Source organism: Flavobacterium sp. JAS, from assembly GCF_020991455.1.
Taxonomy (GTDB): Bacteria; Bacteroidota; Bacteroidia; order Flavobacteriales; family Flavobacteriaceae; genus Flavobacterium.
Genome location: NZ_JAJMOX010000014.1, coordinates 27,190 through 53,416 on the forward strand (window position 1 = coordinate 27,190; position 26,227 = coordinate 53,416).

General features: G+C 33.0%; 22 protein-coding genes and 1 tRNA gene. 3 read left to right on the forward strand and 20 right to left on the reverse strand.

What is annotated here, in order from left to right:
* Positions 1 to 232: 232 nt before the first annotated feature.
* Positions 233 to 1,453 (reverse strand): Xaa-Pro peptidase family protein, encoded by a 1,221-nt coding sequence (locus LPB88_RS20095; protein WP_230717463.1) that lies wholly within the window; start codon positions 1,451 to 1,453, stop codon positions 233 to 235.
* Between the two features lie 171 nt (positions 1,454 to 1,624).
* Between LPB88_RS20095 and LPB88_RS20100 the strand changes: the two genes are divergently transcribed.
* Entirely contained in the window at positions 1,625 to 2,923 is a 1,299-nt protein-coding gene (locus LPB88_RS20100; RefSeq protein ID WP_230717464.1) for a S28 family serine protease, read from the forward strand.
* Between the two features lie 174 nt (positions 2,924 to 3,097).
* Here the strand turns inward: LPB88_RS20100 and LPB88_RS20105 are convergent, their stop codons facing one another.
* From LPB88_RS20105 to LPB88_RS20150, 10 genes are all read right to left on the reverse strand, one after another.
* Positions 3,098 to 3,715 carry a WbqC family protein gene (locus LPB88_RS20105; protein WP_230717465.1) on the reverse strand — a complete coding sequence of 206 codons (618 nt, stop codon included), beginning with the start codon at positions 3,713 to 3,715 and terminating at the stop codon, positions 3,098 to 3,100.
* 91 nt (positions 3,716 to 3,806) lie between these two features.
* Positions 3,807 to 5,363 (reverse strand): signal peptidase I, encoded by a 1,557-nt coding sequence (gene lepB, locus LPB88_RS20110; RefSeq protein WP_230717466.1) that lies wholly within the window; start codon positions 5,361 to 5,363, stop codon positions 3,807 to 3,809.
* A gap of 69 nt (positions 5,364 to 5,432) precedes the next feature.
* On the reverse strand, positions 5,433 to 6,134 hold the full coding sequence (dapB, locus tag LPB88_RS20115) for a 4-hydroxy-tetrahydrodipicolinate reductase (protein WP_230717467.1): 702 nt from the start codon (positions 6,132 to 6,134) through the stop codon (positions 5,433 to 5,435).
* A 37-nt stretch (positions 6,135 to 6,171) separates the two neighbouring features.
* Positions 6,172 to 6,732 (reverse strand): DUF5683 domain-containing protein, encoded by a 561-nt coding sequence (locus tag LPB88_RS20120; protein ID WP_230717468.1) that lies wholly within the window; start codon positions 6,730 to 6,732, stop codon positions 6,172 to 6,174.
* The gene (locus LPB88_RS20125; RefSeq protein WP_230717469.1) at positions 6,732 to 7,634 is read right to left on the reverse strand and encodes a ParB/RepB/Spo0J family partition protein; all 903 of its coding nucleotides are present in this window, start codon (positions 7,632 to 7,634) and stop codon (positions 6,732 to 6,734) included. Before LPB88_RS20125 ends, LPB88_RS20120 begins: the two co-directional genes overlap by 1 nt.
* Positions 7,635 to 7,639: 5 nt before the next feature.
* Complete coding sequence (locus LPB88_RS20130; RefSeq protein WP_089353624.1) at positions 7,640 to 8,407, reverse strand: ParA family protein; 768 nt, start codon at positions 8,405 to 8,407, stop codon at positions 7,640 to 7,642.
* A 225-nt stretch (positions 8,408 to 8,632) separates the two neighbouring features.
* Positions 8,633 to 9,859 (reverse strand): hypothetical protein, encoded by a 1,227-nt coding sequence (locus tag LPB88_RS20135; RefSeq protein WP_230717470.1) that lies wholly within the window; start codon positions 9,857 to 9,859, stop codon positions 8,633 to 8,635.
* Positions 9,846 to 12,353, reverse strand: a complete 2,508-nt coding sequence (locus LPB88_RS20140) for a DUF2339 domain-containing protein (RefSeq protein WP_230717471.1) — start codon at positions 12,351 to 12,353, stop codon at positions 9,846 to 9,848. Before LPB88_RS20140 ends, LPB88_RS20135 begins: the two co-directional genes overlap by 14 nt.
* A gap of 249 nt (positions 12,354 to 12,602) precedes the next feature.
* A complete protein-coding gene (locus LPB88_RS20145) occupies positions 12,603 to 13,010 on the reverse strand; it encodes a septal ring lytic transglycosylase RlpA family protein (RefSeq protein ID WP_230717472.1) in 408 nt (135 codons plus the stop codon).
* A 318-nt stretch (positions 13,011 to 13,328) separates the two neighbouring features.
* Positions 13,329 to 13,403, reverse strand: a tRNA-Pro gene (locus tag LPB88_RS20150).
* Between the two features lie 152 nt (positions 13,404 to 13,555).
* On the opposite strand from LPB88_RS20150, the gene trxB reads away from it, so the two are divergent.
* Positions 13,556 to 14,503 carry a thioredoxin-disulfide reductase gene (trxB, locus tag LPB88_RS20155; protein WP_230717473.1) on the forward strand — a complete coding sequence of 316 codons (948 nt, stop codon included), beginning with the start codon at positions 13,556 to 13,558 and terminating at the stop codon, positions 14,501 to 14,503.
* A 133-nt stretch (positions 14,504 to 14,636) separates the two neighbouring features.
* On the opposite strand, the gene LPB88_RS20160 is transcribed toward trxB, so the two are convergent.
* The 5 genes from LPB88_RS20160 to LPB88_RS20180 all read right to left on the reverse strand — a co-directional run bounded on the left by LPB88_RS20160 (position 14,637) and on the right by LPB88_RS20180 (position 18,984).
* The gene (locus LPB88_RS20160; RefSeq protein ID WP_230717474.1) at positions 14,637 to 15,506 is read right to left on the reverse strand and encodes a GIN domain-containing protein; all 870 of its coding nucleotides are present in this window, start codon (positions 15,504 to 15,506) and stop codon (positions 14,637 to 14,639) included.
* A gap of 88 nt (positions 15,507 to 15,594) precedes the next feature.
* Complete coding sequence (locus tag LPB88_RS20165; RefSeq protein ID WP_230717475.1) at positions 15,595 to 16,326, reverse strand: head GIN domain-containing protein; 732 nt, start codon at positions 16,324 to 16,326, stop codon at positions 15,595 to 15,597.
* Between the two features lie 3 nt (positions 16,327 to 16,329).
* Positions 16,330 to 18,060 (reverse strand): PspC domain-containing protein, encoded by a 1,731-nt coding sequence (locus LPB88_RS20170; RefSeq protein ID WP_230717476.1) that lies wholly within the window; start codon positions 18,058 to 18,060, stop codon positions 16,330 to 16,332.
* A gap of 3 nt (positions 18,061 to 18,063) precedes the next feature.
* Positions 18,064 to 18,396, reverse strand: a complete 333-nt coding sequence (locus LPB88_RS20175) for a PadR family transcriptional regulator (RefSeq protein ID WP_008464689.1) — start codon at positions 18,394 to 18,396, stop codon at positions 18,064 to 18,066.
* A gap of 132 nt (positions 18,397 to 18,528) precedes the next feature.
* Positions 18,529 to 18,984 (reverse strand): DUF4870 domain-containing protein, encoded by a 456-nt coding sequence (locus tag LPB88_RS20180; protein WP_230717477.1) that lies wholly within the window; start codon positions 18,982 to 18,984, stop codon positions 18,529 to 18,531.
* Positions 18,985 to 19,239: 255 nt separating this feature from the next.
* Here LPB88_RS20180 and LPB88_RS20185 point away from each other — a divergent pair, with 255 nt between their 5' ends.
* Positions 19,240 to 19,692, forward strand: a complete 453-nt coding sequence (locus LPB88_RS20185) for a DUF4442 domain-containing protein (RefSeq protein WP_089352871.1) — start codon at positions 19,240 to 19,242, stop codon at positions 19,690 to 19,692.
* A gap of 168 nt (positions 19,693 to 19,860) precedes the next feature.
* Here LPB88_RS20185 and LPB88_RS20190 read toward each other — a convergent pair whose 3' ends face one another.
* The 4 genes from LPB88_RS20190 to LPB88_RS20205 form a co-directional block, all read right to left on the reverse strand.
* On the reverse strand, positions 19,861 to 20,025 hold the full coding sequence (locus LPB88_RS20190) for a hypothetical protein (RefSeq protein WP_230717478.1): 165 nt from the start codon (positions 20,023 to 20,025) through the stop codon (positions 19,861 to 19,863).
* A 121-nt stretch (positions 20,026 to 20,146) separates the two neighbouring features.
* Positions 20,147 to 21,298, reverse strand: a complete 1,152-nt coding sequence (locus LPB88_RS20195) for a hypothetical protein (RefSeq protein WP_230717479.1) — start codon at positions 21,296 to 21,298, stop codon at positions 20,147 to 20,149.
* Positions 21,299 to 21,351: 53 nt separating this feature from the next.
* The gene (locus LPB88_RS20200) at positions 21,352 to 23,604 is read right to left on the reverse strand and encodes a multicopper oxidase family protein (protein ID WP_230717480.1); all 2,253 of its coding nucleotides are present in this window, start codon (positions 23,602 to 23,604) and stop codon (positions 21,352 to 21,354) included.
* Between the two features lie 9 nt (positions 23,605 to 23,613).
* Complete coding sequence (locus tag LPB88_RS20205; protein ID WP_230717481.1) at positions 23,614 to 26,178, reverse strand: heavy metal translocating P-type ATPase; 2,565 nt, start codon at positions 26,176 to 26,178, stop codon at positions 23,614 to 23,616.
* Positions 26,179 to 26,227: the final 49 nt, after the last annotated feature.

Below are 26,227 nucleotides of genomic sequence, written 5' to 3' on the forward strand. Positions count from 1 at the left end.
GAAACGATTTATCGTTTCCCCTTTTTGTTTTTGTTATAAATATCAAATTATACCAATCAAGAATTGAAATGTGCCGTTAGGTACTAAATATTGGTAGTCATTAGATTTGAAATTCGTTGGCGTGCCGTAGGTACACAATGGAGTCATTTTGTTGCGTACCTACGGCACGCTATTTTTTTTTGCAATCCATGTTTTCTACCGATATTTAGTGCCTAACGGCACAAATTGTAAACTAATTTACATCAATCCCAAAAGGATTGTCGATGCTATGCATAGGAGTTGTAAACCATTTAGGGCCTTCAGGTGTCATATAAAAATGATCCTCATGGCGAATTCCAAATTGCTCAGGAATACAAATCATAGGTTCATTACTCACCACCATTCCTTCTTGCAAAACTGTAGTGTTACCTCTTACCAGATATGGATATTCATGAATGTCTAATCCTGTTCCGTGACCAACGCGATGAGGTAATCCCGGAAGTTCATAATCCGGACTTAAACCTGCTTCTGCAATTACTTTTCGGGCTGCATCATCTACAGAACCACATGTAGCTCCCAATTGTGCTGCATCAAAAGCTGCTTTTTGAGCCGCTTTCTCTAAATTCCAAATTTTTATGTGCGCTTCAGTTGGAGTTCCGTATACATAAGTTCTTGTAATATCAGATAAATAACCTTCTAAGCGACAACCCGTATCAATCAATACAACATCATTGTCCTTTAAATCCTGAGGAACAGTAACGCCATGTGGATATTGAGAATCATCGGCAAATAAAACAATACAGAAATAAGAACCACTCGGAATTCCTGCTTTAATATGTGCCTGATTTATAAAATCAACAACAGTTTCTACTTTTATTCCCGGATGCAAAATACGGGCAGCAGCACGTTGCACAACCATTGTGATTTCTTTCGCCTGCTGAATAATAGCAATTTCATTTTCGGATTTATGCATGCGACATCCCGCCGTAAAGGATTGTGCGTTTTCAAATTCATAAGCAGGATTCGCTTTAATGATCGCATCAATTAAAAAATAACCGGCAGATTCGTCTAAAGCGATTTTACCTGCGCTGATGTTTTTATTTTGAAGTATTTTTCCAAATAAAACCGATGGAGATTCATGTTCTTCCCAACAATTAATTTTGCCGTCAATTTGCTTGTATTTATTAAAAGTACCTTCTTCAAATTTAGGAACGATATATTCCAGACTTCCATCTTCAAATAATATTCCGCCAACCATTCTTTCAGAAGGATTCCATTTAGTTCCTGTAAAATAATATAAATTGGTTCCGGCATTTAAGTATAAAGCTTTAAAACCAGCCGATTTGATAAGAGACACTGCTTTTTGAATACGTTTTTGGTATTCTTCGGGCTGAATGGCTTTTACATTCAGTGTCATGTTTTGTATTTTTTCCAGTTCTGTATTTACGTTAGATCCGCCAACTCCAATAGTCATCTTTTTTGTTTTAAGGTTAATGATTCAAGTCAATTTCAAAATTAAGGTATTATTTTCGCATAGTGTTATTTTAACTCAAAGTAGATAAAATAAAATAATTTAAGGGTAATATAGTATCATGCTTAGATTTGCATTGCCAGTATTTTTAAAAATTCAATTAAACCTCAAAAAATGAAAAAAATACAAAGTTTAGTATTGATGTGTTTTGTTTTGATCTCGCATTTTGGATCAGCACAGACAACATCAAATTTACGTCAAAAGCTCACAGAATTGTTTCCAAAAGCTGAAATTACCGTTATAGAAAACTTAGAAGGTTATTCAGAATCGTATCAATTAATTCTGGATGAATCATTAGATCATAAAAATCCTCAAAAAGGGACATTCAAACATTATGTTTATCTCTCTCATCTCGATTTTAATAAGCCTATGGTTATCGAAACACATGGTTATAATACAAACAATATTAAAAGTGAAGTAAGTAAATTATTAAACGCCAATCAAATTGCAGTTGAATATCGCTTTTACGGAAAATCTCGTCCAGAACCATTTCCTTGGGAATATTTGACTAACGATCAGGCAATTGAAGATTATCATGATATCGTGATGAAGCTTAAACAAATATATTCAGGTAAATGGATTTCAACCGGAATCAGTAAAGGAGGGGAAACTTCTTTGATTTATAAGTCAAAATACCCAAACGATGTCGATGTAGCGATGCCTTATGTAGCTCCGTTGATAAATACTCAGGAAGATCCGAGAACAATAAATCACGACAGAACTGTTGGAACAGCAGAATGCAGAGCTAAAATCACAGCATTTCAAAGAGCTGTTTTGGAGAATAGAGAAGCTGTTTTAAAAGAGTTTACGCAATATGCTGAAGAAAAAAAAATGACATTTACTGAAGTGTCATTTAATGAGTCTTTAGAATATGCTGTTTTGGAATTCCCTTTTTCATTTTGGCAATGGGGAGGAAAATGTGATGCAATTCCACCAGTAACAGCTACTCCAAAAGAATTATTTGATTATCTCAATGACATTGTAGGAATGGGGACTTACAATGATAAAAATTACTTTAAGTATCTGCCGTCTTATTATCAGCATTTAAGCGAGCTAGGATATTATGGTTTTGATTTAACTCCGGTAGCCGATTTGCTTCAAGTTGTGAAAAGTTCTTCAAATGATCGATTTGCGCCAAAAGGAGTTGTGATAAAGTACAATCCTAAATACATTAAGAAAGTCAGAAAATATGTTGAAAATAAAGGAGATAAAATCTTGTATGTCTATGGAGGTTACGATACATGGTTTTCTTGTTCTCCAACACCAAATCCAAAGTTAGATGCTTTAAAAATGGTTCTCCCAACCGGAAGCCACTCGACAAGAGTTAAAGATTTTCCTGAAAAAGATCAAAAACTTATTATGGAGACACTTTCAAGATGGCTGGAAATAAAAAGAGTTGCTGAAAAAAAATAAGGCTATTTTGTAAATAGTGAAAAATTTTAACCGCAAAGTGCGCTAAGATTTAATTTTACTTTACACATAGAAAAAACACAAAGTTCGCAAAGCTAGATCAATATAAAGCTTTGCGAACTTTGTGTTTTTATATAAAATACCGTTAAAAAATCTTAGCGCACTTTGTGGTTTAATTTAGATCAGGAGCTTTTGTGTTTTTAGATAATCCATAGCAAATTTACCTTCATTAAAAAGTAAATCCAAAACGCTTAGATTGTTTATAAAACCGTGTTTGTCATCAAAAACCTGAGTGTATTTTTCGAATGAATTAAGGTCTTTTTTTCCGTTTGCCAAAATTCTAAAATCAGAAATGTTTTCGACTTCATGAAAGTATTCTGTGGTTTTGGTAAACTCCAGTTTCATGCGTAAACATTTGGTTGTAATGTCAAAAACTTCAAGGTTTAAGTCCATTAAAAATGTATGTTGCTTTTCGAAAACAGGGCGGATATCATCTTCAAAAAACTCAAAAAAAGGAGAGCTTCTATAAGCAGCTTCTAATGATTTGAAATGCTGTTTTTGCCAGTCAAATTCATTTTCAATTAAAACATCTTTTGTTTTCTGATGTGCAGATTTTGAATGTTTAACTGGAATATTTAATAATTGAATCCCATTCGGACTATAGATATACGTACGGTTTCTATTCGTCTGTTTCTGAAAATTATCTTCCATTTCAAAAATAATATTTTCAGATTGAGCCATAACTGCAAAGTGGCTTATCGAAGGAAAATAGGTAGGAAGTAATAACGAGTTCATTGTATTCTTTGTTTAAAAGTTTCAGGTTTCATGTTTCAGGTTCTTTGCGAACTTGAAACATGAAACCTGAAACAAAAATAACTAATTTTTTTTATGCTTTGTTTTCTTTTCTTTTTCTCCAGAAATAATCTCCAACGAAATATGCGGCAAGAATAAATAAGAAATATTTAAAGTAAGATTGTGGTTGTCCTTCACCGTCAACAGTTGTGAAAACCCTATTCCAACGAACTTTATTGATTCCTTTTCCGTTTGTATCCCAGCTCATCCAGATGAAAACTGGTTTTCCTACGATATGATCCTCAGGAACGTAACCCCAGTAACGGCTATCTTCAGAGTTATGACGGTTATCTCCCATCATCCAATAATAGTTTTGTTTGAAAGTGTAAGTTGTGGTTGGTTTTCCGTTAATGATAAACTTAGAACCGTCTAATTGCAAAGTGTTTCCTTCGTAATTCGTAATGATTTCTTTATAGAAAGGCAAAGATTCATTTGTCAAAGCAACAGTTTTTCCAGCTTCCGGAATGTAAATCGGACCAAAATTATCCTGATTCCATTTGTTGATATGAGGGAAAATTGAATTGTCATTTCCTCTTTGAATTTGTCTTATTACGCCAGTTACGCCAGGAGTATTTTTAAATCGTTCTGCGCTTGCTTCAGTTAAAGCTCTGAAGTAAAGAGTATCTCTTTTTTGTTCATCTTTAAAATAAGCACCATCTGTAACATCCAATTCTTTTAATAAAGTTTCAAAATCGATAGGCGTTTTTCCGTCTAAGGCAATTGCATAAGAATATTGTGGTTTAGCACGTTCTGGTAAAACTAATTTTTTTCCGTTGATAAAAACAAAACCATCTTTAATAGATAAGCTGTCTCCAGGAATACCAACACATCTTTTTACGTAGTTTGATCTTTTGTCAATTGGTTTTATAACACCAGGTCTTCCTTTTGGTTCGTAAAAATAATGTACAGTATCAACCGGCCAGTTAAAAACGACAATATCAGTTCGCTTGATTTTTTCTAAAGCAGGCAATCTGAAATAGGGTAATTGTGGCCAGCTTAAATATGATTTACGTTTGGTTAACGGTATAGAATCGTGAACCATTGGTAATGCAATAGTTGTCATTGGAACTCTAGGGCCATAATTTACTTTACTAACAAATAAAAAGTCTCCAATTAGTAATGATTTTTCTAATGATGAGGTAGGAATCGTATAAGGTTGTACCACGTAAGTATGCACCAATGTTGCTACAATAATAGCAAAAAGCAATGAACTTACTGTATCTGCAGCTTTACTGTCAGAAGTTAATTTACGAGTGGCATTGTATTCTAATTTTTGAGTATAGCTAACATAATAGATATAAAAACCAAGAGTAAAAATCCCTAAAACGGTATCTAAAGTAGATTTTTTTCCAAACGTTCTTAAAGTTTCGACCCAAACAACCGGAAACATAATCAAGTTAATAATCGGGATGAAAAGTAAAATGGTCCACCATGTTGGTCGGCCAATTATTTTCATCAAAACAATCGAATTATAAACCGGAATTGCAGCTTCCCAGGCTTTTCTTCCTGCTGCTACATACATTTTCCAAGTTCCGATGAAGTGAATAACCTGAACTGCTAAGAAAAAAAGAAACCAAAAATATAGAGTCATGATATTGTGTTTAAAGTTTTAGGTTTAAGACACATTATCTGAAGTTTTTGTCTTAACCTTTAAATTTGTTTATTTTAAGTTTAATACGTCTTTCATGTTATAAATACCAGTTTTACCGGCAAGCCATTCTGCAGCAATAACAGCACCAAGAGCAAAACCTTCACGATTGTGGGCAGTATGTTTTAATTCGATACTGTCTACAACTGAATCGTATGTTACTGTATGAGTTCCCGGAACATCTCCAATTCTTTTAGCTTCAATATGAATTTCATTATTTTTCGCTTCTTCTAAAGTCCAATTAGCATAATTACTGTTTTCAATAACGCCTTTGGCTAAAGAAATAGCTGTTCCGCTTGGAGCATCTAGTTTTTGCGTATGGTGAATTTCTTCCATCGCCACTTTGTATGAGTCAAATTGTGACATTATTTTGGCTAAATATTCATTTAACTCGAAGAAGATATTTACTCCTAAACTAAAGTTTGAACTTGAGATAAAACCTCCTTGTTTTTCGTTGCAAAGCGCTACCATTTCGTCAAAATGTTCTAACCAGCCAGTTGTTCCTGAAACTACAGGAACATTTGCATGAAAACAATTCGAAATATTGTTAACGGCGGCAGTAGGAACGCTAAAATCGATAGCAACATCAGCTGTAGAAAGTCCGTCGTATGTGTTGTGTTCGTCTTTCTTTAAAACAATTTCATGACCTCTTTCTAAAGCAATTCGTTCAATTACTTTACCCATTTTTCCGTATCCTAAAAGCGCAATTTTCATTTTGTATATTTTTTGATTTTTAAATAACAAAAGCTATTTAAAATTGGTAGTTAAAAGTTAGTCCAACGTTTGGTCTGAAAGTTACATCGTTAGGATAAACTTCCGGACGCATTGATAATCTTTCGTTTACGTTAAATTGAATCAAAGCCGCATCAACATTGGCATCAATAATATTTAAAGCATAAAAGGCAACAACAAATAATAAAGATAAATCCCTGTTTCTTTGATAGAATTTTTGACCAGCAATAAGTCTGCTATCGTCCAGAAATTTATAGTCATCGTCGTTATAACCTTCTAGTCTTCGTTTGTAGGCATCGCGATAATCGTGGTATTTTTTATTGTTATCAATATAAAAGTATAAACTGGTACCGATTGCTCCATAAACAAGCGGAATTTTCCAGTATTTTTTATTGTATGCTTGACCTAAACCGGGTAAAATTGCCGAGTAAAAAGCGGCTTTTGCTGGAGTAAGCGGGTCTATTTCTTGTAGCTTGGTAGTGTCTTTAGCTACCAAAACCGTTTCTTCTTTTGCCTGAGCAAAAAGAGAGACGGTTCCTATGAGAAAGAACAATAGACTTATGGGGACAATCTTATTCACTATCCGTTAATTAATTTTATAATTCTATTAAAGTCGGCTTCAGAATTAAAAGGAATTGTGATTTTTCCTTTTCCGTTACCGGCGACTTTTACATCAACTTTCGCACCAAAATAATCGTTGAAAGTATTTTTTTGTGTTTCTTTAACTACAAATGAAGACTCTGGTTTTGCTTTTCCTTCCGCTTTTGGCTGTAAGCTTTCATGGTAGTTTTTTACCAATGTTTCTGTTTCACGAACAGAAAGATTTTGACTTACAATTTTTTGGTAGATATCAGTCTGAACGTCTAAATCCTCAATATTAATAATCGCTCTACCGTGACCCATGCTGATAAAACCATCACGAATACCAGTTTGAATAATCGGATCTAGTTTTAAAAGACGTAAGTAGTTGGCAATTGTAGAACGTTTTTTTCCAACGCGCTCACTCATTTGTTCCTGTGTTAATTGAATTTCGTCAATTAAACGTTGGTATGAAAGTGCAATCTCAATTGGATCTAAGTCATGACGTTGGATATTTTCAACCAAAGCCATAACCAAAGACTCATTGTCATTGGCAATACGAATATATGCCGGAACATGAGTTAAGCCAACTAAAGTTGAAGCACGCAAACGGCGCTCTCCAGAAATTAATTGGTATTTGTTGAAGTCTAATTTTCGAACAGTTATAGGTTGAATTACGCCAAGTTCTTTAATAGAAGTAGCTAATTCACGTAATGATTCTTCATTAAAATTGCTTCTAGGCTGAAATGGATTTATTTCGATAGCACTTATTTCAAGCTCTATGATATTTCCAACAACTTTGTCAGCATTTTTATCTTCTACTGATACAATGTCGTTTTCCGGATCTTTTAATAATGCTGATAATCCTCTTCCTAAGGCTTGTTTTTTAATTGCTTTTGTCATAAAAACTATTTACTGTTTTTCTTTATAATTTCTTGAGCTAAATTAATGTAATTAACTGCTCCTTTGCTGGTTGCGTCATAGTTAATGATGCTTTCACCAAAACTTGGAGCTTCGCTTAATTTTACATTACGCTGAATTACGGTATCAAAAACCATATCGTTAAAGTGTTTTTGAACTTCTTCAACAACCTGATTTGATAAACGTAATCTTGAATCGTACATCGTTAGTAATAAGCCTTCGATATCAAGATCCGGATTGTGTATTTTTTGGATACTTTTTATAGTATTCAATAGTTTTCCAAGACCTTCAAGTGCGAAATATTCACATTGAATAGGAATAACTACAGAATCAGCCGCAGTTAAAGCATTCAAGGTCAATAAACCTAACGAAGGTGCACAGTCGATAATTATATAATCATACTCATCTTTTACACTTTCTAATGCTTTTTTAAGCATATACTCTCTATTTTCTTTGTCAACCAATTCGATTTCGATGGCAACAAGGTCAATGTGAGCAGGGATTACATCAACATTTACAGCTGAACATTTTATAATGGTTTCTTTCGGGGTGTGGCTGTGTTCAAGTATTTGGTAGGTACCAATTTCAACAGATTCTACATCAATCCCAAGACCAGATGTAGCATTTGCTTGAGGATCAGCGTCTATCAATAATACTTTCTTTTCTAAAACACCTAATGAGGCCGCAAGATTTACAGATGTAGTAGTCTTTCCAACGCCTCCTTTTTGATTAGCAATCGCAATGATTTTGCCCATTTATTTTCTAAATTTTGAACCGTAAAAATACAATTATTTATGGTTTTTGAAAATCTATTTTGTTAACATTTGCTAAACTTTGGCTAATCGTTGTATGGTGCGTGTTTTGCCGAATTTAATTTTTGATAATAATGAATTTATTGGTGAAATTTCTTTCTATCCAAATCTTTTTTTAAGGTAAAAATGGGCAGATTTAAAGTCTGAATTCGGAAAACTATTTAAATGTTAATTCTTTCTTTTTAAATCTTTTACTAAACTTGCTGTAAAAAAGAAGATTGTAATTCCTCCAAGGATAATACAAAGCCACATAAACCATGATTGTTGCCAAAAATATTTGTTTTTGATCTGATTTTTATCCGAGGTTTTTTGCTGAATATCATAAACAGATATTTGAGGTAAATTAACGGCAATATTATTCTTGAAGCTTGAAAGATCATAATCAGGTTCGGTCAAAGTTTTGTTTCCGGTTTTAAGAATGTAACTTTCATTAGCACTTAAGTCCGCAACTATAGAAATTGGTTTTTGACTGTATTTTATTGCCGAAACAGATAAAGGCTGATTATCGTGATTTTCTATTTTGATATAAATTTCTTTTTCGAATATTTCAGGAATAGTAAAGGTATTTTTTACGTTTGAGTTTAATTCAAAAGAAGCAATTTCTTCCTCAATTATTGAAGATTTTCTTTTCGTTTCTTGTTTTACTTTTCTAAATAAAATAGCGCGACGATTGTAATAAGTTGGTTTTGAAATTTCAAACAAAATCTCATTAATAACTTGTGGAGCAGCAAAAAGAACATGAATTTGTGTTTCTTTTTTTGAATGATCTTCTGTTGTAAATGATTTCTTTGGAACAATTGCCTGTAAAGCACTTTTTTGCAATTGAGTATTGAAATTTCCAACTCTCAGAACATTAACAGGGAGTGTTTTGCGATCGTCAAAATCTATTTTTAAATAATGATATGTACTTAAAGGATATGAAATTGTTTTAATAACGCTGGTTTCTGATGCACTATTTAAATCAGAAAGTATTTGCGAATCTGATATTCCAAACCATTCTTTTTGATCATCACTTCCGGAAACAGAATACTTTTTTTCGACATTAGAATTTGCAATAAAAAGCGAAAGCTGATTGTTTTTATTATTTGATGGAATCTCAATAATAATCGAAGTAGTTTTCTTCGGAGAAACCGTTTTAGAAATAATACTGTATTCTACAAATGAATTTGATGAAACGTCTTTACTGTTTTGAATAAAATAAGGAATCTCATTTCCTTTAGAATCAAATATTCGAACGTCACTTAAATCTTGTTTTGAAAAAGATCTGATCTCAGACGATAAAACAATTTCATGCATGCCGTTTTCTGCCACCTTTTTTAGTTTTGCAGTTGTATTATATTGTCCAAACGAAAGGTTGGAAAGAAATAGTACTAAGATGAATTTATTCAGTTTCATTGTTTTCTTTTGGCTTGTTTTCATCAATAACTAAGACTTTAATTTTTTGATATACAAAAGAGATAATCAAAATTAAAATTCCTAAAAGGATAAATGATATGATTTTTCCAGTTTCAGAAATGTTGCTGATGTCGTATATAAATAATTTTAAAATAGTTAATCCAAGTAAGGATAAAGCAATAATTCTTAAAGATTTGTATTGTTTTTTTATTCCAACAATTAAAAACACAAAAGCCAGAATTCCCCAAAGAACCGGAAATCCTGTTTTGATTATTTTAGTTCTCGCCAATCCAATATTATCATCTGCTATAAAATTACGTAAATATGGTAAATCAGATTTATAGCTTGAATACATAGTACTTGTTTGTAAATCGTGAATTGTAATTGGCGAATTCATAATAATAAGACCATGAAGCATAACTTCAGAACTAGCAATATAAATAATTAAAAAAGCTGCAATCCACATAAAATAACGATGTTTGAAAAGGTCAAAATCAGCTTTTTTATAGATTAAGAATAATTGATATCCAAAATAAATCGTGATAAATAACGAAACATAATGAAGATAAAAAGCAATAGATTCCCCGATTCCAGAACTTATAATGTCTTTATGTTCTAAGAATGGATAGTAGGAGAACCAAAAAGCAAACAAAATAATATTAGCAGCTGCGATTAACAAAACTCCTTGATAGGCTGTTTCTGTTTTTCTTTTTATTAAAAAAGAAGTAAATATTGCTGAGAATAGTAAGTGATACAAAATAGGCAATGCAATTGCACTGTATAAGTTTTCTATATATTGATTCGATTGAAAAATTACTTCGAATAAACCCGTTAAATAAGTTAGCACAAAACCTACTTCTAAAACAAGTTTTTTATAGTTTTCAGGATTAAATGTTATGTCGAAAACAGTTAGTTTTTCAGTTTCATTTTTTAATAAGTACCAAATTGCAAACAACGAGGCTATGGCAAAAACGCCTGTTATAAATATTGGATTGATGATAATATTTAAAGGTAAATTACCATAATAATATTTATTCCAATCCATAATCAGACTGAAAAGCATTAAAACATGAACTATAATAGAACCAAAACGATAACTGATTATTTTAGATTTTTGAGAAAGCCATAATAGTAAAACAGCTTCGGCAGCCCAAAATAAAGTAATATAATTGCCTTCAAACTGAATAGGAATTGCTAATGTTATAAAAGTCAGTGTTAATCCGATAAGCAGATATGCAGCTTTTTCGTCGAGTTCGAATTTTTTGTATAAAAACCAGGCGTAAATCAAATTTAATAACGCAAGAACTGTCGTAAATAAACCTTTTAATTCTGGATGATAATTGGTTAAAATGGCCATTCCTGCACCATAAAATAAAAAGGTGTTGCTGGCTAAAATTGTCAATTGAGTTTTAGAAAATTCTCCTTTTGATCTGATGTTATTAATGATATTCATTAAAATGAAAATAAAATAAAAAGCAAAACCAAAAATAAGTGCTCCAAGATAATGTGGCTTAGCAGAAGTTAAATCTTTAGACAGCCACGCTCCATATAAAAGTACTGTAAATATATAAGCAAGAATATTAACCAGATTCCATTTTTTATAATAGGCTAAAGCCAAAATTCCAACGTTCAGAATGATGATGTAAGTAAAGAGAACTACGTAATTGCCTTCACCCGTACTAACCATAAACGGAACTGCAAAACCACCAATTAAGGAAAGAACTGCTAGTTCAATCCTGTCATATGATAAAGATATCAAAGCGCTAAAAGCAGTAATAACAACCATTATACTAAAAGCGACAGTTTGATTGAATAAGTGATAATCATGAAAAGCGATCCCGATTGTGAAATAGAAAATGGCAATAGCTCCGGCGACAATAACCGAACTAAATGCCGCATAATTTTTACGTAATTTATGCGCAATTCCCATAACTAATACGCCACATAAAACACCAATTCCAACACGTGCAGGTTCGTTGATCCAATCTTTGTCGATTGCATATTTCACAAAATAACTTATTCCTAAAACCAGAATTAATACTCCAATTTTATTGATTAAGTTTTCTCCAATGAACTTTTCTAAATCCGGATTTTTTTCTTTGAAGTTTTCCCAAAATGATTTTTCAGGTTCAACAGGAATAATCGGTTTAGGGATTGGTTTTGGTTCAATCGGTTTTGATTCAATCAGCTTAGGTGAATTATCGATTTTAGATGATAATGCAATTTTTTCTAATTGTTCATCAGTAATTTTTTCTTGAGATACTTCTGGTTTAGCAGGTTCAAAAGTAGCCTTGTTGGATTCCTCGGGCGCTATTTTGAATTCTTCTTTCTTAATTACCGGAATAGTTTCGGATGGTTTTTCAACTGTTTTTAAAAGATCTATCTTTTTATTAAGTCTCTGAATATCGTCTTCGAGATTGTTAAATCGACCTTGGATCGTATTAAGAATGTAAATTAGAAAACAAAATAACGCAACTAAAAGAAAACTTTCCATAAAGAAATTAGGTATGATGTTATGATTGGTAAATATAATAACATTTTGATATGAAGGCGGTTTATTTAGTTTTTTCGTGTTAATTAAAATCTAAAAGTGAAAAGAGCGCACTCTAAAATATGAAAGGATTTTTGTAGAATAGTAAAACATTAATGTGTAATTTATTGACTTTAAGGACATAACGTCCTATGTTGAAGATGTAGCAGATTTTGATGTTTAAGAATGTTGTTTAAAATGAGGAGAAAGGGTTTAATCTGTCAGAATCTCAATTTTCACAAACATTAATCCGCTATTTTTGTTTGCAGTAATATCCATAAAGGCTTTTTTGCTTAAATCAATTTCTCTTCCTTTAATAAAAGGACCTCTGTCAATAACTTCTACAATTACAGATTTATTATTTCTTTCATTGGTGATTTTTAGTTTTGTGCCAAAAGGGAATTTTTTATGAGCAGCGGTCAATTTAGTGTTATCGAATCTTTTGCCGCTTGCTGTTTTTCTTCCATTAAATTTATCGTGGTAATAAGAAGCATGAGCATTTGTTTTGAATAATTCGAAGTTTTCAGTTTTTGTGTTTTCTTCTATAATAGGCTCGGAGTTTTCTTGTGCAGTAGCTATTGTTGAAACTACAAAAAGAAGATAGAATATTATTTTTTTCATTTTTAAAATTTCTAAATTTTGGCAAATCAAGTTTATTTTAAAAAGGATGATATATAGTATAGGGTTTATTTATGCTATGAAAAGACTTTTGTTAGGTTTGGAGAATTCTAGTTTTTGATATTTCCGATTTTCTATCATAAGATAGTAATTGCCGGATTACTAACATTGCCAACGATTTGAACCGTTGGAGCACGATATTATGTTGCAATCAGTGTCCCATGGTTGTAATCGCGAACTACAATTAAAATATGATTTGGGATTGATTTAGAATAGTTTAGTCCAAAAAAAAAGTCTTCTCAAAAAATGAAAAGACTTTTGTCGGGGTGGCAGGATTCGAACCTGCGGCCTCCTGCTCCCAAAGCAGGCGCGATAACCGGGCTACGCTACACCCCGTAAGCGGATGCAAATATAGTAATAAATTTGTTTTACAAAAGAAAAAAATGAAAATAAATAAAACTTATTTTGAGATAGTTATTTAGGATTTGTTTTGGGTGCAAATTTTTATAATAAAGTTTACATTTGCAGCACTAAAAACTATACATACTATGTCAGATACAATCGAAAAAATTAAATGCCTAATTATTGGTTCTGGTCCAGCGGGTTATACTGCAGCTATTTATGCTGCCAGAGCAAATATGAATCCAGTTTTGTACCAAGGAATGCAGCCTGGTGGTCAGTTGACTACAACTAATGAAGTAGAGAATTTCCCTGGATATGTTGATGGTGTTACAGGACCGGAAATGATGATTCACTTACAAGAACAAGCAAAACGTTTTGGTGCTGATATTCGTGATGGTTGGGCTACTAAAGTTGATTTTTCAGGAGATATTCATAAAGTTTGGATTAACGATACAATCGAATTGTACTGCGAAACAGTTATTATTTCGACAGGAGCATCAGCAAAATATTTAGGATTACCATCAGAACAACATTATTTACAAATGGGTGGTGGAGTTTCTGCTTGTGCTGTTTGCGACGGATTTTTCTACCGTAATCAGGAAGTTGTAATTGTTGGAGCAGGAGATTCAGCTTGTGAAGAAGCACATTACTTATCTAAACTTTGTAAAAAAGTAACGATGTTGGTAAGAAGCGAAAAATTCAGAGCTTCTAAAATCATGGAAGACCGCGTTCGTAAAACCGAAAATATCGAGATTTTAATGAATCACGATACTGTAGAAGTTTTAGGTGATGAAAATGTTGTTCATGCTATCAAAGCAAAAAACAAAACTACAGGTGAAGTTTTTGACATTCCTGCAACAGGATTTTTCGTTGCAATTGGTCACAAACCAAACACAGATATTTTCAAAGATTACATTACACTTGACGAAACAGGTTATATTATCAATACTCCGGGAACATCTCAAACAAATGTTGATGGTGTTTTTGTAGCAGGTGATGCTGCAGATCATGTATACCGTCAGGCAATTACTGCTGCGGGTACAGGATGTATGGCTGCACTTGATGCTGAAAGATATTTGGCTTCAAAAGAGTAAAAAAGAGTTTCAGGTTTTTATTGTTTCAGGTTTCAAATTGTTGGAATGTGAGTTTGGAAATCTTCAAAATAAAAAGTCCCATTCTTAAATGAATGGGACTTTTTTATATAAGTTTAGTTTTAGTGGAAGAAATCTATTGTGCTAATGGTGTTGTTGCTTTAGGCTTTATTGCACCTGGTTTCTTAATCAGTTTTGCTTCTTCGGTAAAGCGCGTAAGATCAATTTTTGGATCACCAAGTAATGAAATTTCAGACTTATCTCCGGCTGCTATTGCTATAGTAGTGTCGGCTAAAATAGTTGCAACGGCATAACCTTCAGTAGTAACTTTCGCATCTTTCAGTGTGAATTTTGTTCCGGTAAAGACTGAATTATTATCTAAGCGAATTGTTGCTTTTTCTGCAATTCCTTCAATTGTAGCATTAGCTTTTTGATACAAATCACATTTAAATTTTATTGCCGATACCAATGTTTTGATAGAAGCATATTTGCTCAATTGTAAACTCGCATCTTCAGATTTTAAGTTCAATTCTGTTTTAGATCTGTCATCAGCAAATAAACTAAATTTCTTAGAGTTTACATTCAGGAATAATTTAGCATAATCAAAACTATGAAAAGTAATATCGTCTAATTGAAGTTCCTGAATTGCAAAAACTGAGGAACCGTTTTTGGCAATTACAGTTTTTAATGAATTTGTATAGGTAACACGTACAGTTAGTTTTTTGAAAATAGTACTTTCTTTTGAAGTGTATATACGAAGTACTTTTTCTCTTGAATCCATTCCAATAATATCGTGTAAATTATCGTCGGCTTCAATTTTGATTTCGTTTTTTTCTCCTCTTTCAAGGTAAACTTCTAAATTATCATCAACTTCAATGCCATCAAATTCTCCGACTTCTTTTACTGAAGTGGTAACAATTTTAGAACCTTTTATTTTTTCTCTTTTTTGAGCAAAAGTTAACGTTGTAACTAATACTAATAGAAATAGGGCTGTGTGTTTTTTCATTAATTCTAGATTTGATTTTGACAAATATAAAAAAATCATCCACTTTTGATGAATGATTTCTTTTATATTTAACACATAATAAGGTTAATTATTGGCTGATAGTCCCGCCTGATGATGCGCTTTTTTCAATTGTTTTGGGTGTAGTGTCATAATTGATACTTCCTCCGCTTGATGCATTAGCCTTTAGACTTACAACTGGATGAATGCTGGTACTTCCTCCGCTTGAGGCATCTGCCTGAACCTCATTTACTATTAGTTTCTGAGCATCGATACTTCCGCCGCTTGACACTGAAGTGATAAGTTTTAAAGCTTTTCCTTCTATATTAACAGAACTTCCGCTATCAGAATTAATAGAGATATTATCAGATTCAATGTTCACATCCATTGTTGCGGCACTTGAAGTTTCTAAAGCAATATCTTGTCCTTCTATAACATTTTTGCTTTGTACAGACGATGCGCTTGATGCTTCAATTTTATTAATCGATGGCATTTTTACAGTCACTTTTTTCATAGTAACATTATGAAAAGAACTGTATTTGCATTGAATTACTAAAGTTCCGTTTTCAACTTTTGTTACAATTTCTTTTTGAAGATTATCATCGGCTTCGACCGTAATTTCAGTAACATCAGATTGTTCGATAACTAAATCTATTGCATTGCTTACAGAAATATTTTTAAAATCTCCCTGAACAATTCTTTTTTCAGTAGTGACATTTCCGCTGCCTTCAATTGAATTCATGTTAAAATTACATGAGGCAAATAGTAATGCGGTTATTGTTACAACAATTAATTTCGTAATATGAATGATTATTTTTATCATGGCTTAGTTAATTTTGATTACAACTCCGTTTTTATCAGTGGTTAATTTTCCTGATGTTTTTTTTCCGTTTAAAACTTCTTTTCCATTTATTTTAATAGATACTTCTTTTACAGTATCGTTATCAATTGTGTTTCCTTCATCGTCATAGTCCATATCATCATGGTCGTTTTCGTCTGCTGGACAATTCAGACATTTAATTTTTGATCCTTCAACTTTATAATTATAGTTTCCACTAAAGTGTAAGTTGAAAAAATCGTTGTCAGAATCGTCATAATCCTGAACAGATGCATCTGGTTTAAACAATTGTCCTTCTGGTAAGTACAAATATACATCAACTTCCTGACCTCTAAATTTGTTTTTTACATCTGTCAAAAAATAATTATCAAGAAGTAAATGATTCCCTGTAATTTGATATTTGTAATTGATTTTTTCAGCTCTTTGTCTTGCATTTACAAATGAATTTCCTCTTGCGCTTTTCTCTATTTGCAAATAGGCTGTAGGATTGTCAGTGTGTAAAACATGTAAACGGACGTCAGTAGAATAAATCAATTGATTGTTGGCAGAATCCTGAACGAATTCAAAATCACTATGTTGATTTAGGCTTTTAGCGTAGTAATCATTGTATCTGAATTTTACATAAAGAGTATCTGTTACACGAGCACTGATATCTTTTTTCTCAATTGTTTTGTTGTCATATGAAAGTTCAGTCGCTTGTTTGATTCCAACACTAATTGCAATTGCAACAGCAATAATCCATACTGCTAATAAGGTGTATTTTGCTATATTTCCAATTGATTTTAAGTTTGGAGATAACAATTTGAAACCTAAAAGAGTCAAAAAGAAAAACGGAATTCCAACAGCAAAGAACATTAATAAACCAAATGACCAGATTGGATAATCAGTAAAGTTTCCGGCTTCAACAAAGTTTTGCCAAGGAAAATCAATAAAGATATTGGTTCCTAAAGTAAAAACTCCAATCAATAACCCGATCAAAACGCTAACCCCTGATATAATTAAGATTACCCCTAAAAATTTTGCAAAGATTTTAAAAACCGTCATTACAAAGTCTCCAAATGAACTACTTATTCTCTCAGCTCCCGACTTTACCTGGTTTCCCATTGCGTCATAATCTGCATTTTTGAATTTATCAGATAAGTTTTCAATTTCCTCACGAACTTTTTTCTCGATGTTCGAAATTGTAACCGGTTCTCCTGTCATTTCCAGTTTTTCAGAGGTTGTAACCGCTTCCGGAGTTACAACCCAAAGAACAAAATAAGCTAAAATTCCAGTTCCAAAACCTGCAAAAACAAATATTAAGAAAATGATTTTGATCCAAACGGCGTCAATTCCAAAATAATGTCCCAAACCGGTTGCAACACCACCTATCATACCTTTTTCTTTGTCACGATATAATTTTTTATGTTTTCTCGTACCGTAGTCGTTAAAAGACTGATTTGGTTTTTCTTCATCCTCAATAATGTAGTCCTCAGGTTGTCCCATAACCGTAATCACTTCGTCAACGTCTTTTAAGCCTACAACATGTTTTTCGCTTTTTTGTTTTTCTGTTAATAATTCAGAAACACGCATTTCGATATCTTTAATAATTTCATCCTGTCCGGACGAGTTGTTAAGTGATCGTTTTATAGCGTCAAAATAGCGTGTCAATTTTAAATATGCGTCTTCATCGATGTGAAAAAACATACCGCCTAAGTTAATATTTACTGTTTTGTTCATGACTTATTGATTTTGATTGGTGATTAGATTTACGGCGTCAGACAATTCTGTCCAGGTACCGCTAAGTTCGTTTAAAAATGTTTGTCCTATTTCGGTTAATCCATAATATTTTCTTGGTGGCCCGGAGGTCGATTCTTCCCAACGATAATTAAGCAAACCGTCGTTTTTCAGCCTAGTCAAAAGTGGGTAAACTGTTCCCTCAACAACTAGTAATTTTGCGTTTTTTAAAGTGTCTAATATTTCTGATGTGTAAGCGTCTTTTTCTTTCAATACAGATAAGATGCAAAACTCAAGAACACCTTTGCGCATCTGTGCTTTTGTGTTTTCAATGTTCATAATTTCATTTTGTTTTTTTTAGATTGAACAATTCGTTTTTTGATTGATGATGATTGATTGATGATTGATTTCGAAACTATTTTAATTGATTGTTTATAATGTTCCGACTATAACTTTTAATTTTTTTTTAGATTACTTAATAAAAGGAATCGTTAGCGGATATTTATACAATTCGCCGTTTGAAGCTTTTATTGAAGCATAAATCACTAAAAAGAATTCAGCAAACTTTAATAATCCAAAAAGTAAAACTGCTGTCGCTCCAATACTTAATAATGCAATGTTTCCTTGAAAATCGATATTTCTAATAAAGAAATCGTCGTTGTTAAAAACAGCTTCCATTGGAAGATTCTGAAGAATAACAGTGATAAAAATCGGAATTGCAATCAAAGCCAGAATCAATGTGTAAAGCAATAAGCTTAATTGAAAGTTCAGCGTTTGTTTTCCGTGGTGATTAACAAATTCTGATTTGTCTTTGTAACTCGTCCAGATCAATATTGGGAAAATATAATTCCCAAATGGAATGAAATACTGAGTTAAAGTACTTAAGTGTGTGAACGTTGCAGTGTTCTTTTCTGATGATGTTTCCATGATGAGTGGTGTTGTTGTTTCCATGATTAAAAGCATATAGTAACTTCTTATACAAATATATGGCTAAAAGACAGTATCTTGTTTTACATAGTACTAATTATTAACAAAATTTTAACAAATTTGAAATTTTAGAATGACTTATAATGAGCTGAAAATCATTGGTAAGTCTTGATTTTATTGGTGAATTAGGAAAGTAATTGGAATTTATTGTGCGCGCATAGTTTTTTTGTATTTTTACATAAAAAAATAAATACCATGGCAATATCAGTTTCTAAACTTAACAAATTTGTATTATTCAAATTACCATCAGCATACATTTGTGGTGTACGTGTAAAGGCAATCGACCAGGATAGATGCGTGGTAAGTGTAAAACACAGATGGATTAATCAGAACCCCTTTAATTCAATGTACTTTGCTGTTCAGGCTATGGCCGCCGAATTAACTACAGGAGCTTTAGTGATTTCTCAAATTCAGCAAAGCGGAAAAAAAATCTCAATGCTGGTTGCTAATAATAAAGGGAACTTCACCAAAAAAGCAACCGGAAGAATAACATTCGTTTGCAACGACGGGCATTTAATCGCCGAAGCAATCCAAAGAACAATCGCAACAGGCGAGGGGCAAACTTTCTGGATGAAATCTATTGGAACAAATGAAGAAGGAGTTCAGGTTTCTGAAATGGATTTTGAATGGAGTGTAAAATTGAAGTAGTTTTTAAGTTTTTTGCCACGAATTCCACGAATTTTCACAAATTCAAAATGCTTAATGCATTTTGCAGATAAAAAATAATTCGTGAAAATTCGTGAAATTCGTGGCGAAAGAAAACCATAAAAAAGGCCTCAAATATTTGAGGCCTTTTACATTTAATAAATGTTGTGATTATTTTTTAACGCAACATGATTTTTTGTCTTTTTTATCTGTTGAAGTTTTCTTGCAGCAGGATTCCTTTTTAGTAGGTTCTTTTTTAGGAGCTGGTTTAGTGTCTTGTGCTTGTGCACCAATTGTAAATAAAGCGATTGCTAAAACGGTAAATAATTTTTTCATTTTTGTTTAATTTAATTGTTAAGTATTTTTCTTTTTTTGATTGAAGATGTTTTTCAAATATAATACGATTTAGTTTTAGAAATTGTCAACGATAAGTTAATGATTTATAAATGATTATATGTTACACAATCCAGCCATCTTCTATTTTATCAATGACCCATTTATCATTTACTTTTTTAATATAGATTAGATATCCATATCCGCACATACCACCACATTCAACTCCTGCGGTGAGAACGCCATATTTTTTTTCGTCATCAAATTGAATTCTACTTAGAATAATTATTCCTCGTACAGAATAGCAACATTCATTATAAAATATCCTATCATTCCCACGTGGTATTCTGGAAATATATTTAAGATGAAAAGCGGTATAGGTATCCAGTTTTTTTCTGTCTAGTTTATATTCAAGTGTGTCTGTAACATTATCTTTGGATATTATAGCATCTTTAAAATGTTTCTGAAGTTCTTTAGAATTGTCTCTTATAATCACTCCATCAAAGAAAACAAGATCAACAGGAAATTTCTTTTGTTTAAATTCTGCTAGTTCTCTATTGAATCGTTTGTTTGATTCATTTCGCCTATTCAATTTATATTCCGAGGGATATACTCCTGGAGGCGCAGGCGGAACATAAGTAAGAACAGCATTTACCCAAACCGAATCAATAAGAGCAGGATAAACCTCATACAATACATCTTTTTCAAATTGTAAATCTTTCTCTGTGTTTTTACAACTTATAATTGAAGTTAATAAAAATAAAAGTATAGCTGTTTTGAATAGTTTTTTAAACCATTGTAAATTCCATTTTGAGTCTTTTTTATTCGTTGGATAAGTATAGATTCCGGTTCCATCATCGTAAATTTTTACATTACAATTAAAAGATTCTATAAAATTTATTAAGCCGTCTGCTCCTCCATATGGATAAGAATAGGCATCATATATAAGTATGCCCTGATTATTGGAAGTCTTTTTTAGATCAATATATTCAATTTCGTAATTTATGGATAGCAACTCGATAAGAGAATAAAAATGCCATTTAGATTGTGTATTATTATTTGTATGAAAGCTCGGTTTTAAATCTGAATCTAAGAACGTAAACTTCTCCAGAGCGTATTCAGGAAATTCTTTGATCCAAAATGCATCATCTTTTTTAATTGAATTGTTTTTGGTGTCTTTTATTATTTCGAATGTATGTTTTAAATCTTCAAAGTTTTTTTCATCTGTAAAATGAAATTCAATATAACAATATCCGTTTTCTATAATTTCGCTCATTTGAATTTCTGTTTTTGACAAAATTGATTTTATTTCTGAGCTAATATAAATAATTAATAATTCAGATTTACCCCAAAACCAATTCCCATATCACTATCATAATGAGTAGTAATCCCGAAGTTTCTGCCCGATATATATTTCAAACCAGCCATATATTCTTTATCCGTATTCCACATTAAGTTCATTCGTAAACGTCTGGAAAGCGGAATGTCTTTTCGTTCAAATTGAATTCTCACATTTCCATCGGTATAAACCTCAACTTGAGCTTTTATCAGCATTGGCAAAGTATATTCCATACCCGCACTAAAAACCGAACGATTGTCTTTCGTGTTTTTTTGTCCAAACATATTTTGTTCCTGTTCGTCCATTCCCATTCTTCTGTAACGCCAGTCAAAACCAATAAAAGGCATAAACCATTGCATTTTACCTATATATCTACCAATATGGGTTTCGGTTTCATAACCGTGTTCGTTGTTATAACCCAATCTCCATTCGGTTCCAATGCTCCAGCGCGTGTTGCTAAACATTGCTTCGCCATCGTTTCCGTTTGTTGCAAAATCATTCTCAGCCATAAAATGAAACATTCGATCGTCCATTTTTAGCATTTTATACGCCATTTTTGGATCGTGAATCAACGGATTTGGTGCTGAATTTTCATAACTAAAAATGCGTCCCATTCCCGCCATCATATGATATAAAATATGGCAGTGAAAAAACCAGTCGCCATCGGCATTAGCCTGAAATTCTATTGTATCCGTTTCCATTGGCATAATATCGATCACATTTTTCAATGGAGAATATTTGCCATGTTCATTCAAAATTCTGAAATCATGTCCGTGTAAATGCATTGGGTGACGCATCATTGATCCATTATACAAGGTAATCCGAACAGTTTCTCCTTTTTTAATTAAGATTTTATCCGTTTCAGAAATTACTTTATTGTCAAGACTCCAAACGTAACGGTTCATGTTTCCTGATAATTCAAAACGTAATTCTTTTACAGGAGCGTCTTTTGGTAACGTTGTTTTTGTTGGAGATTTCAGCATTCCATAATTCAAAGTCGTAATCTCGGCAGTTTCTGTTGTATCGCTGGACATTTTCATTTCCTCCATTTTCATGCCTTCCATATTATGCATAGAATGATCTTCGGTTTTTGCAGATTCATCTTCTCCGGAAATTTCAGGATACATTACGGCATTCATGTCCATTTTGTTCAAAGACATTTTCATGCCCATATCGTTCATTTCTCCGTTCATTTTCATCATGTCGTTCATCATTTTCATCCCTTCAAAATATTTCAATTTAGGAAGATGTTTGACAGGTTGTTTAGTTCCACCGCCTAAAAATAAAGAAGCTGATCCGGTTCTGTCTTCGGCTGTAGCCAAAAAAGCAAAGGATTTATTGTCTTCAGGAATTGTAACTACAACATCATAAGTTTCAGAAACTGCAATAATCAATCGATCGACTTCTACAGGTTCAACATCGTTTCCGTCGCTGGCAACAACCGTTATTTTTCCACCGCCATAAGTAAGCCAGAAATAACTGGAAGCACCACCGTTTGCAATTCGCAATCTGACTTTATCACCAGGTTTAAATTGCGAAAGCTGATCTTCATTTTTTCCGTTAATTAAAAACTTCTCATAATAAACATCACTCACATCCATGGCATTCATGCGTTTCCATTCATTAGTGACTTTTGTAGAAAATTGCCCTTTTTTGATTGCTTCGGCATAACTTTGAGTTGTTCCTTTTTTTATAGCAAACCAATCATTGGCGTTGTGCAGCATTCGCTGAACATTTTCTGGTTTCAAATCTGTCCATTCACTTAAAATGACAGGAACAGTTGGTAAATCATGGATCCCTTTTCTAAAAGTAGTATCGTCTTTCTTCTTATTAATAATGAAAAGTCCGTACAAACCAATTTGTTCCTGCAAACCAGAATGACTGTGATACCAATACGTTCCGTTTTGAATAATGGGGAAAGTATATTTATGTGTTGTTCCCGGTTTAATAGGCATTTGAGTCAAATACGGAACTCCATCTTCCTTATTTGGAAGAAATAATCCGTGCCAATGCAATGCTGTATCTTCGTTTTTTAAATCGTTATGAACATAAATTTCTGCAATATCACCTTCTGTAAAAGTTAAGGTTGGCATCGGAATTTGTCCGTTGACTGCGATAGCGCGTTTTTCTTTTCCGGAAAAATTCACAATAGTGTCCCGAACATGTAAATCGTAACGAACTACTTTTTGAGCTTGCGCACTCAAGGCAATCAAAAAGACAAGTATAATAGTATGTAGTTTCATGTTGATTTTTTAAAGGTTTAGATTTCGCAATCTTAAAGCGTTTACAATTACCGAAACCGAACTCAAACTCATGGCAAGAGCTGCTAACATCGGCGAAAGCAAAATCCCAAATACTGGATATAAAATTCCAGCTGCAATTGGAACGCCCAAAACATTATAGATAAAAGCAAAAAACAGATTCTGTTTGATGTTTTTCATTACAGAATGGCTTAGTTTTTTCACTTTTACAATTCCGTTTAAGTCTCCTTTTACAAGGGTAATTTTGGCACTTTCGATGGCAACATCAGTTCCGGTTCCCATTGCGATCCCGATATTCGCTTGCGCTAAAGCCGGAGCATCATTGATTCCGTCACCTGCCATCGCTACAATTTTACCTTCGGCTTGCAAACGTTTAATTTCTTTCAGTTTGTCTTCAGGCAAACAATCTGCTTTAAACGAACTTAGATGTAAATGATCGGCAACTGCTTTTGCAGTATTACCATTGTCTCCCGTCATCATAATGACCTCAACGCCCTGATCAATTAAATCTTTTATGGCTTTTGCACTGCTTGCTTTGATAGCATCTGTAATCGTTACATAGCCTAAAACAACTTTATCAACGGCGATATAAGAAACTGTTTTACCCAGATTTTGCTCGGCAATAATTTTATTTTCAATATCTTCAGAAATTGAAGCACCAACCTGAAGCATTAGTTTTTTGTTTCCTAAAGCTACTTTTGAATTATTTACAGTTCCTATAACTCCTTTTCCGGCAACGGCTTCAAAGTCAGGAACGTCAAGTATAGTTTGATTTTTAGCTTTGGCAAAATTGACTACGGCTTGCGCTAAAGGATGTTCGCTGTGTTGATTTAGCGATGCGATATTTTGAAGTAAAAGATCTTCATTATTATTAACTGCGTAGATTTTTTCGACAGATGGTTTTCCTTCTGTAATTGTTCCGGTTTTGTCTGTGATTAAAACATCGATTTTGTTCATGTTTTCGAGTGCTTCGGCATTTTTTATCAGGATTCCCGCTTGCGCTCCTTTACCGACACCAACCATCACCGACATTGGAGTTGCTAATCCTAAAGCACAAGGACAAGCGATAATTAAAACCGCAATCGCATTGATTAATCCGTAAATGTAAGCTGGTTCAGGACCAAATTTTGCCCATAAAATAAAGGTTAATATTGAAATAGCGACAACTGTTGGAACAAAATATTTTGCCACACGATCTGCCAATTTCTGGATTGGAGCTCTTGAACGGCTCGCATCATTTACCATTTGTATAATTTGAGAAAGCAAGGTTTCAGATCCTACTTTTTCGGCAATCATCACAAAAGATTTGGTTCCGTTTATAGTTCCTGCAATTACGATATCGCCCACTTTTTTATCCACCGGAATTGGTTCTCCGGTAATCATCGCTTCATCGATGCTGCTTTCTCCTGTGGTAATTTTTCCGTCAACCGGAATTTTTTCTCCAGGTTTTACACGTAATAAATCTCCTTTTTTAATATTATGAATCGAAATTACTTTGTCATTTCCGTTTTCTACCAAAGTTGCTTCGGTTGGAGCCAATTTCAACAATTCTTTTATAGCTCCGTTTGTTTGCCCGTGTGCTCTGGCTTCTAATAGTTGTCCTAATAAAACTAAAGTTATAATAACCGTTGCGGCTTCAAAATAAAGATGAATGGTTCCGTGATGCGATTTAAATTCAGATGGAAAAACATCAGGAAAAAACATTCCGGCAATACTGAATAAAAAGGCAACACCAGTTCCAATCCCGATAAGGGTAAACATATTGAGATTCCAAGTGATAATCGATTTATAGGCGCGAACAAAAAACATCCAGCCTGCATAAAATAATACGGGAATTGAAAATAAGAATTGAACCCAATTCCAGTTTTCTATAGACATTATTTTATAAAGAGGATTATCCGGAATCATTTCTGACATTGAAATAATAAAGATTGGAAGTGTGAACAAAATCGCAATCTTCATTTTCTTTAGTAAGTCAGTGTATGTTTTGTTTTCTTCGTTTTCAGAAGCCTGCATTGGCACCAAATCCATTCCGCAAATTGGACAATCGCCAGGTTCGTTTGAAACGATTTCCGGATGCATTGGGCAAGTAAATTGTGTTCCAATGGCAACTTGAGGAACTAAATCCATTCCGCAAACCGGACAATCTCCGGGTTTGTCATAAGTTTTATCACCTTCGCAATGCATTGGACAATAATAAACTCCGGTTGCATTATGATGATTGTGGCTATGATTATGGTTGTGCTGATGTTTTACAGTAGTTTCTTTTTTATGTTCATGACCAGCATGACTGTCTTTAGTATGACTTGAACAACAAGATTTGACCGCTGGTTCTGAAGATGGTTTAGAAGAAGTCATCTCAATAGTATACTTTCCGGCTTCGGTTAAGACTTCTTGAAATTTTTCAGTCGGGACATGTTTTTCCATTGTTATAGTTGCCAATGGAGGATTTAAAGTTACTTCGGCCTGAATTCCTTCTACAGAGTTTAAAGTTTTCTCTACTTTTTTACGGCAGCCATCGCACGACATTCCTGAAATTACATATTGATGAGTCATTGTTTCTATTATTTAAAGTATTACAATGCAAATTTCCGAAGTAAGGTTT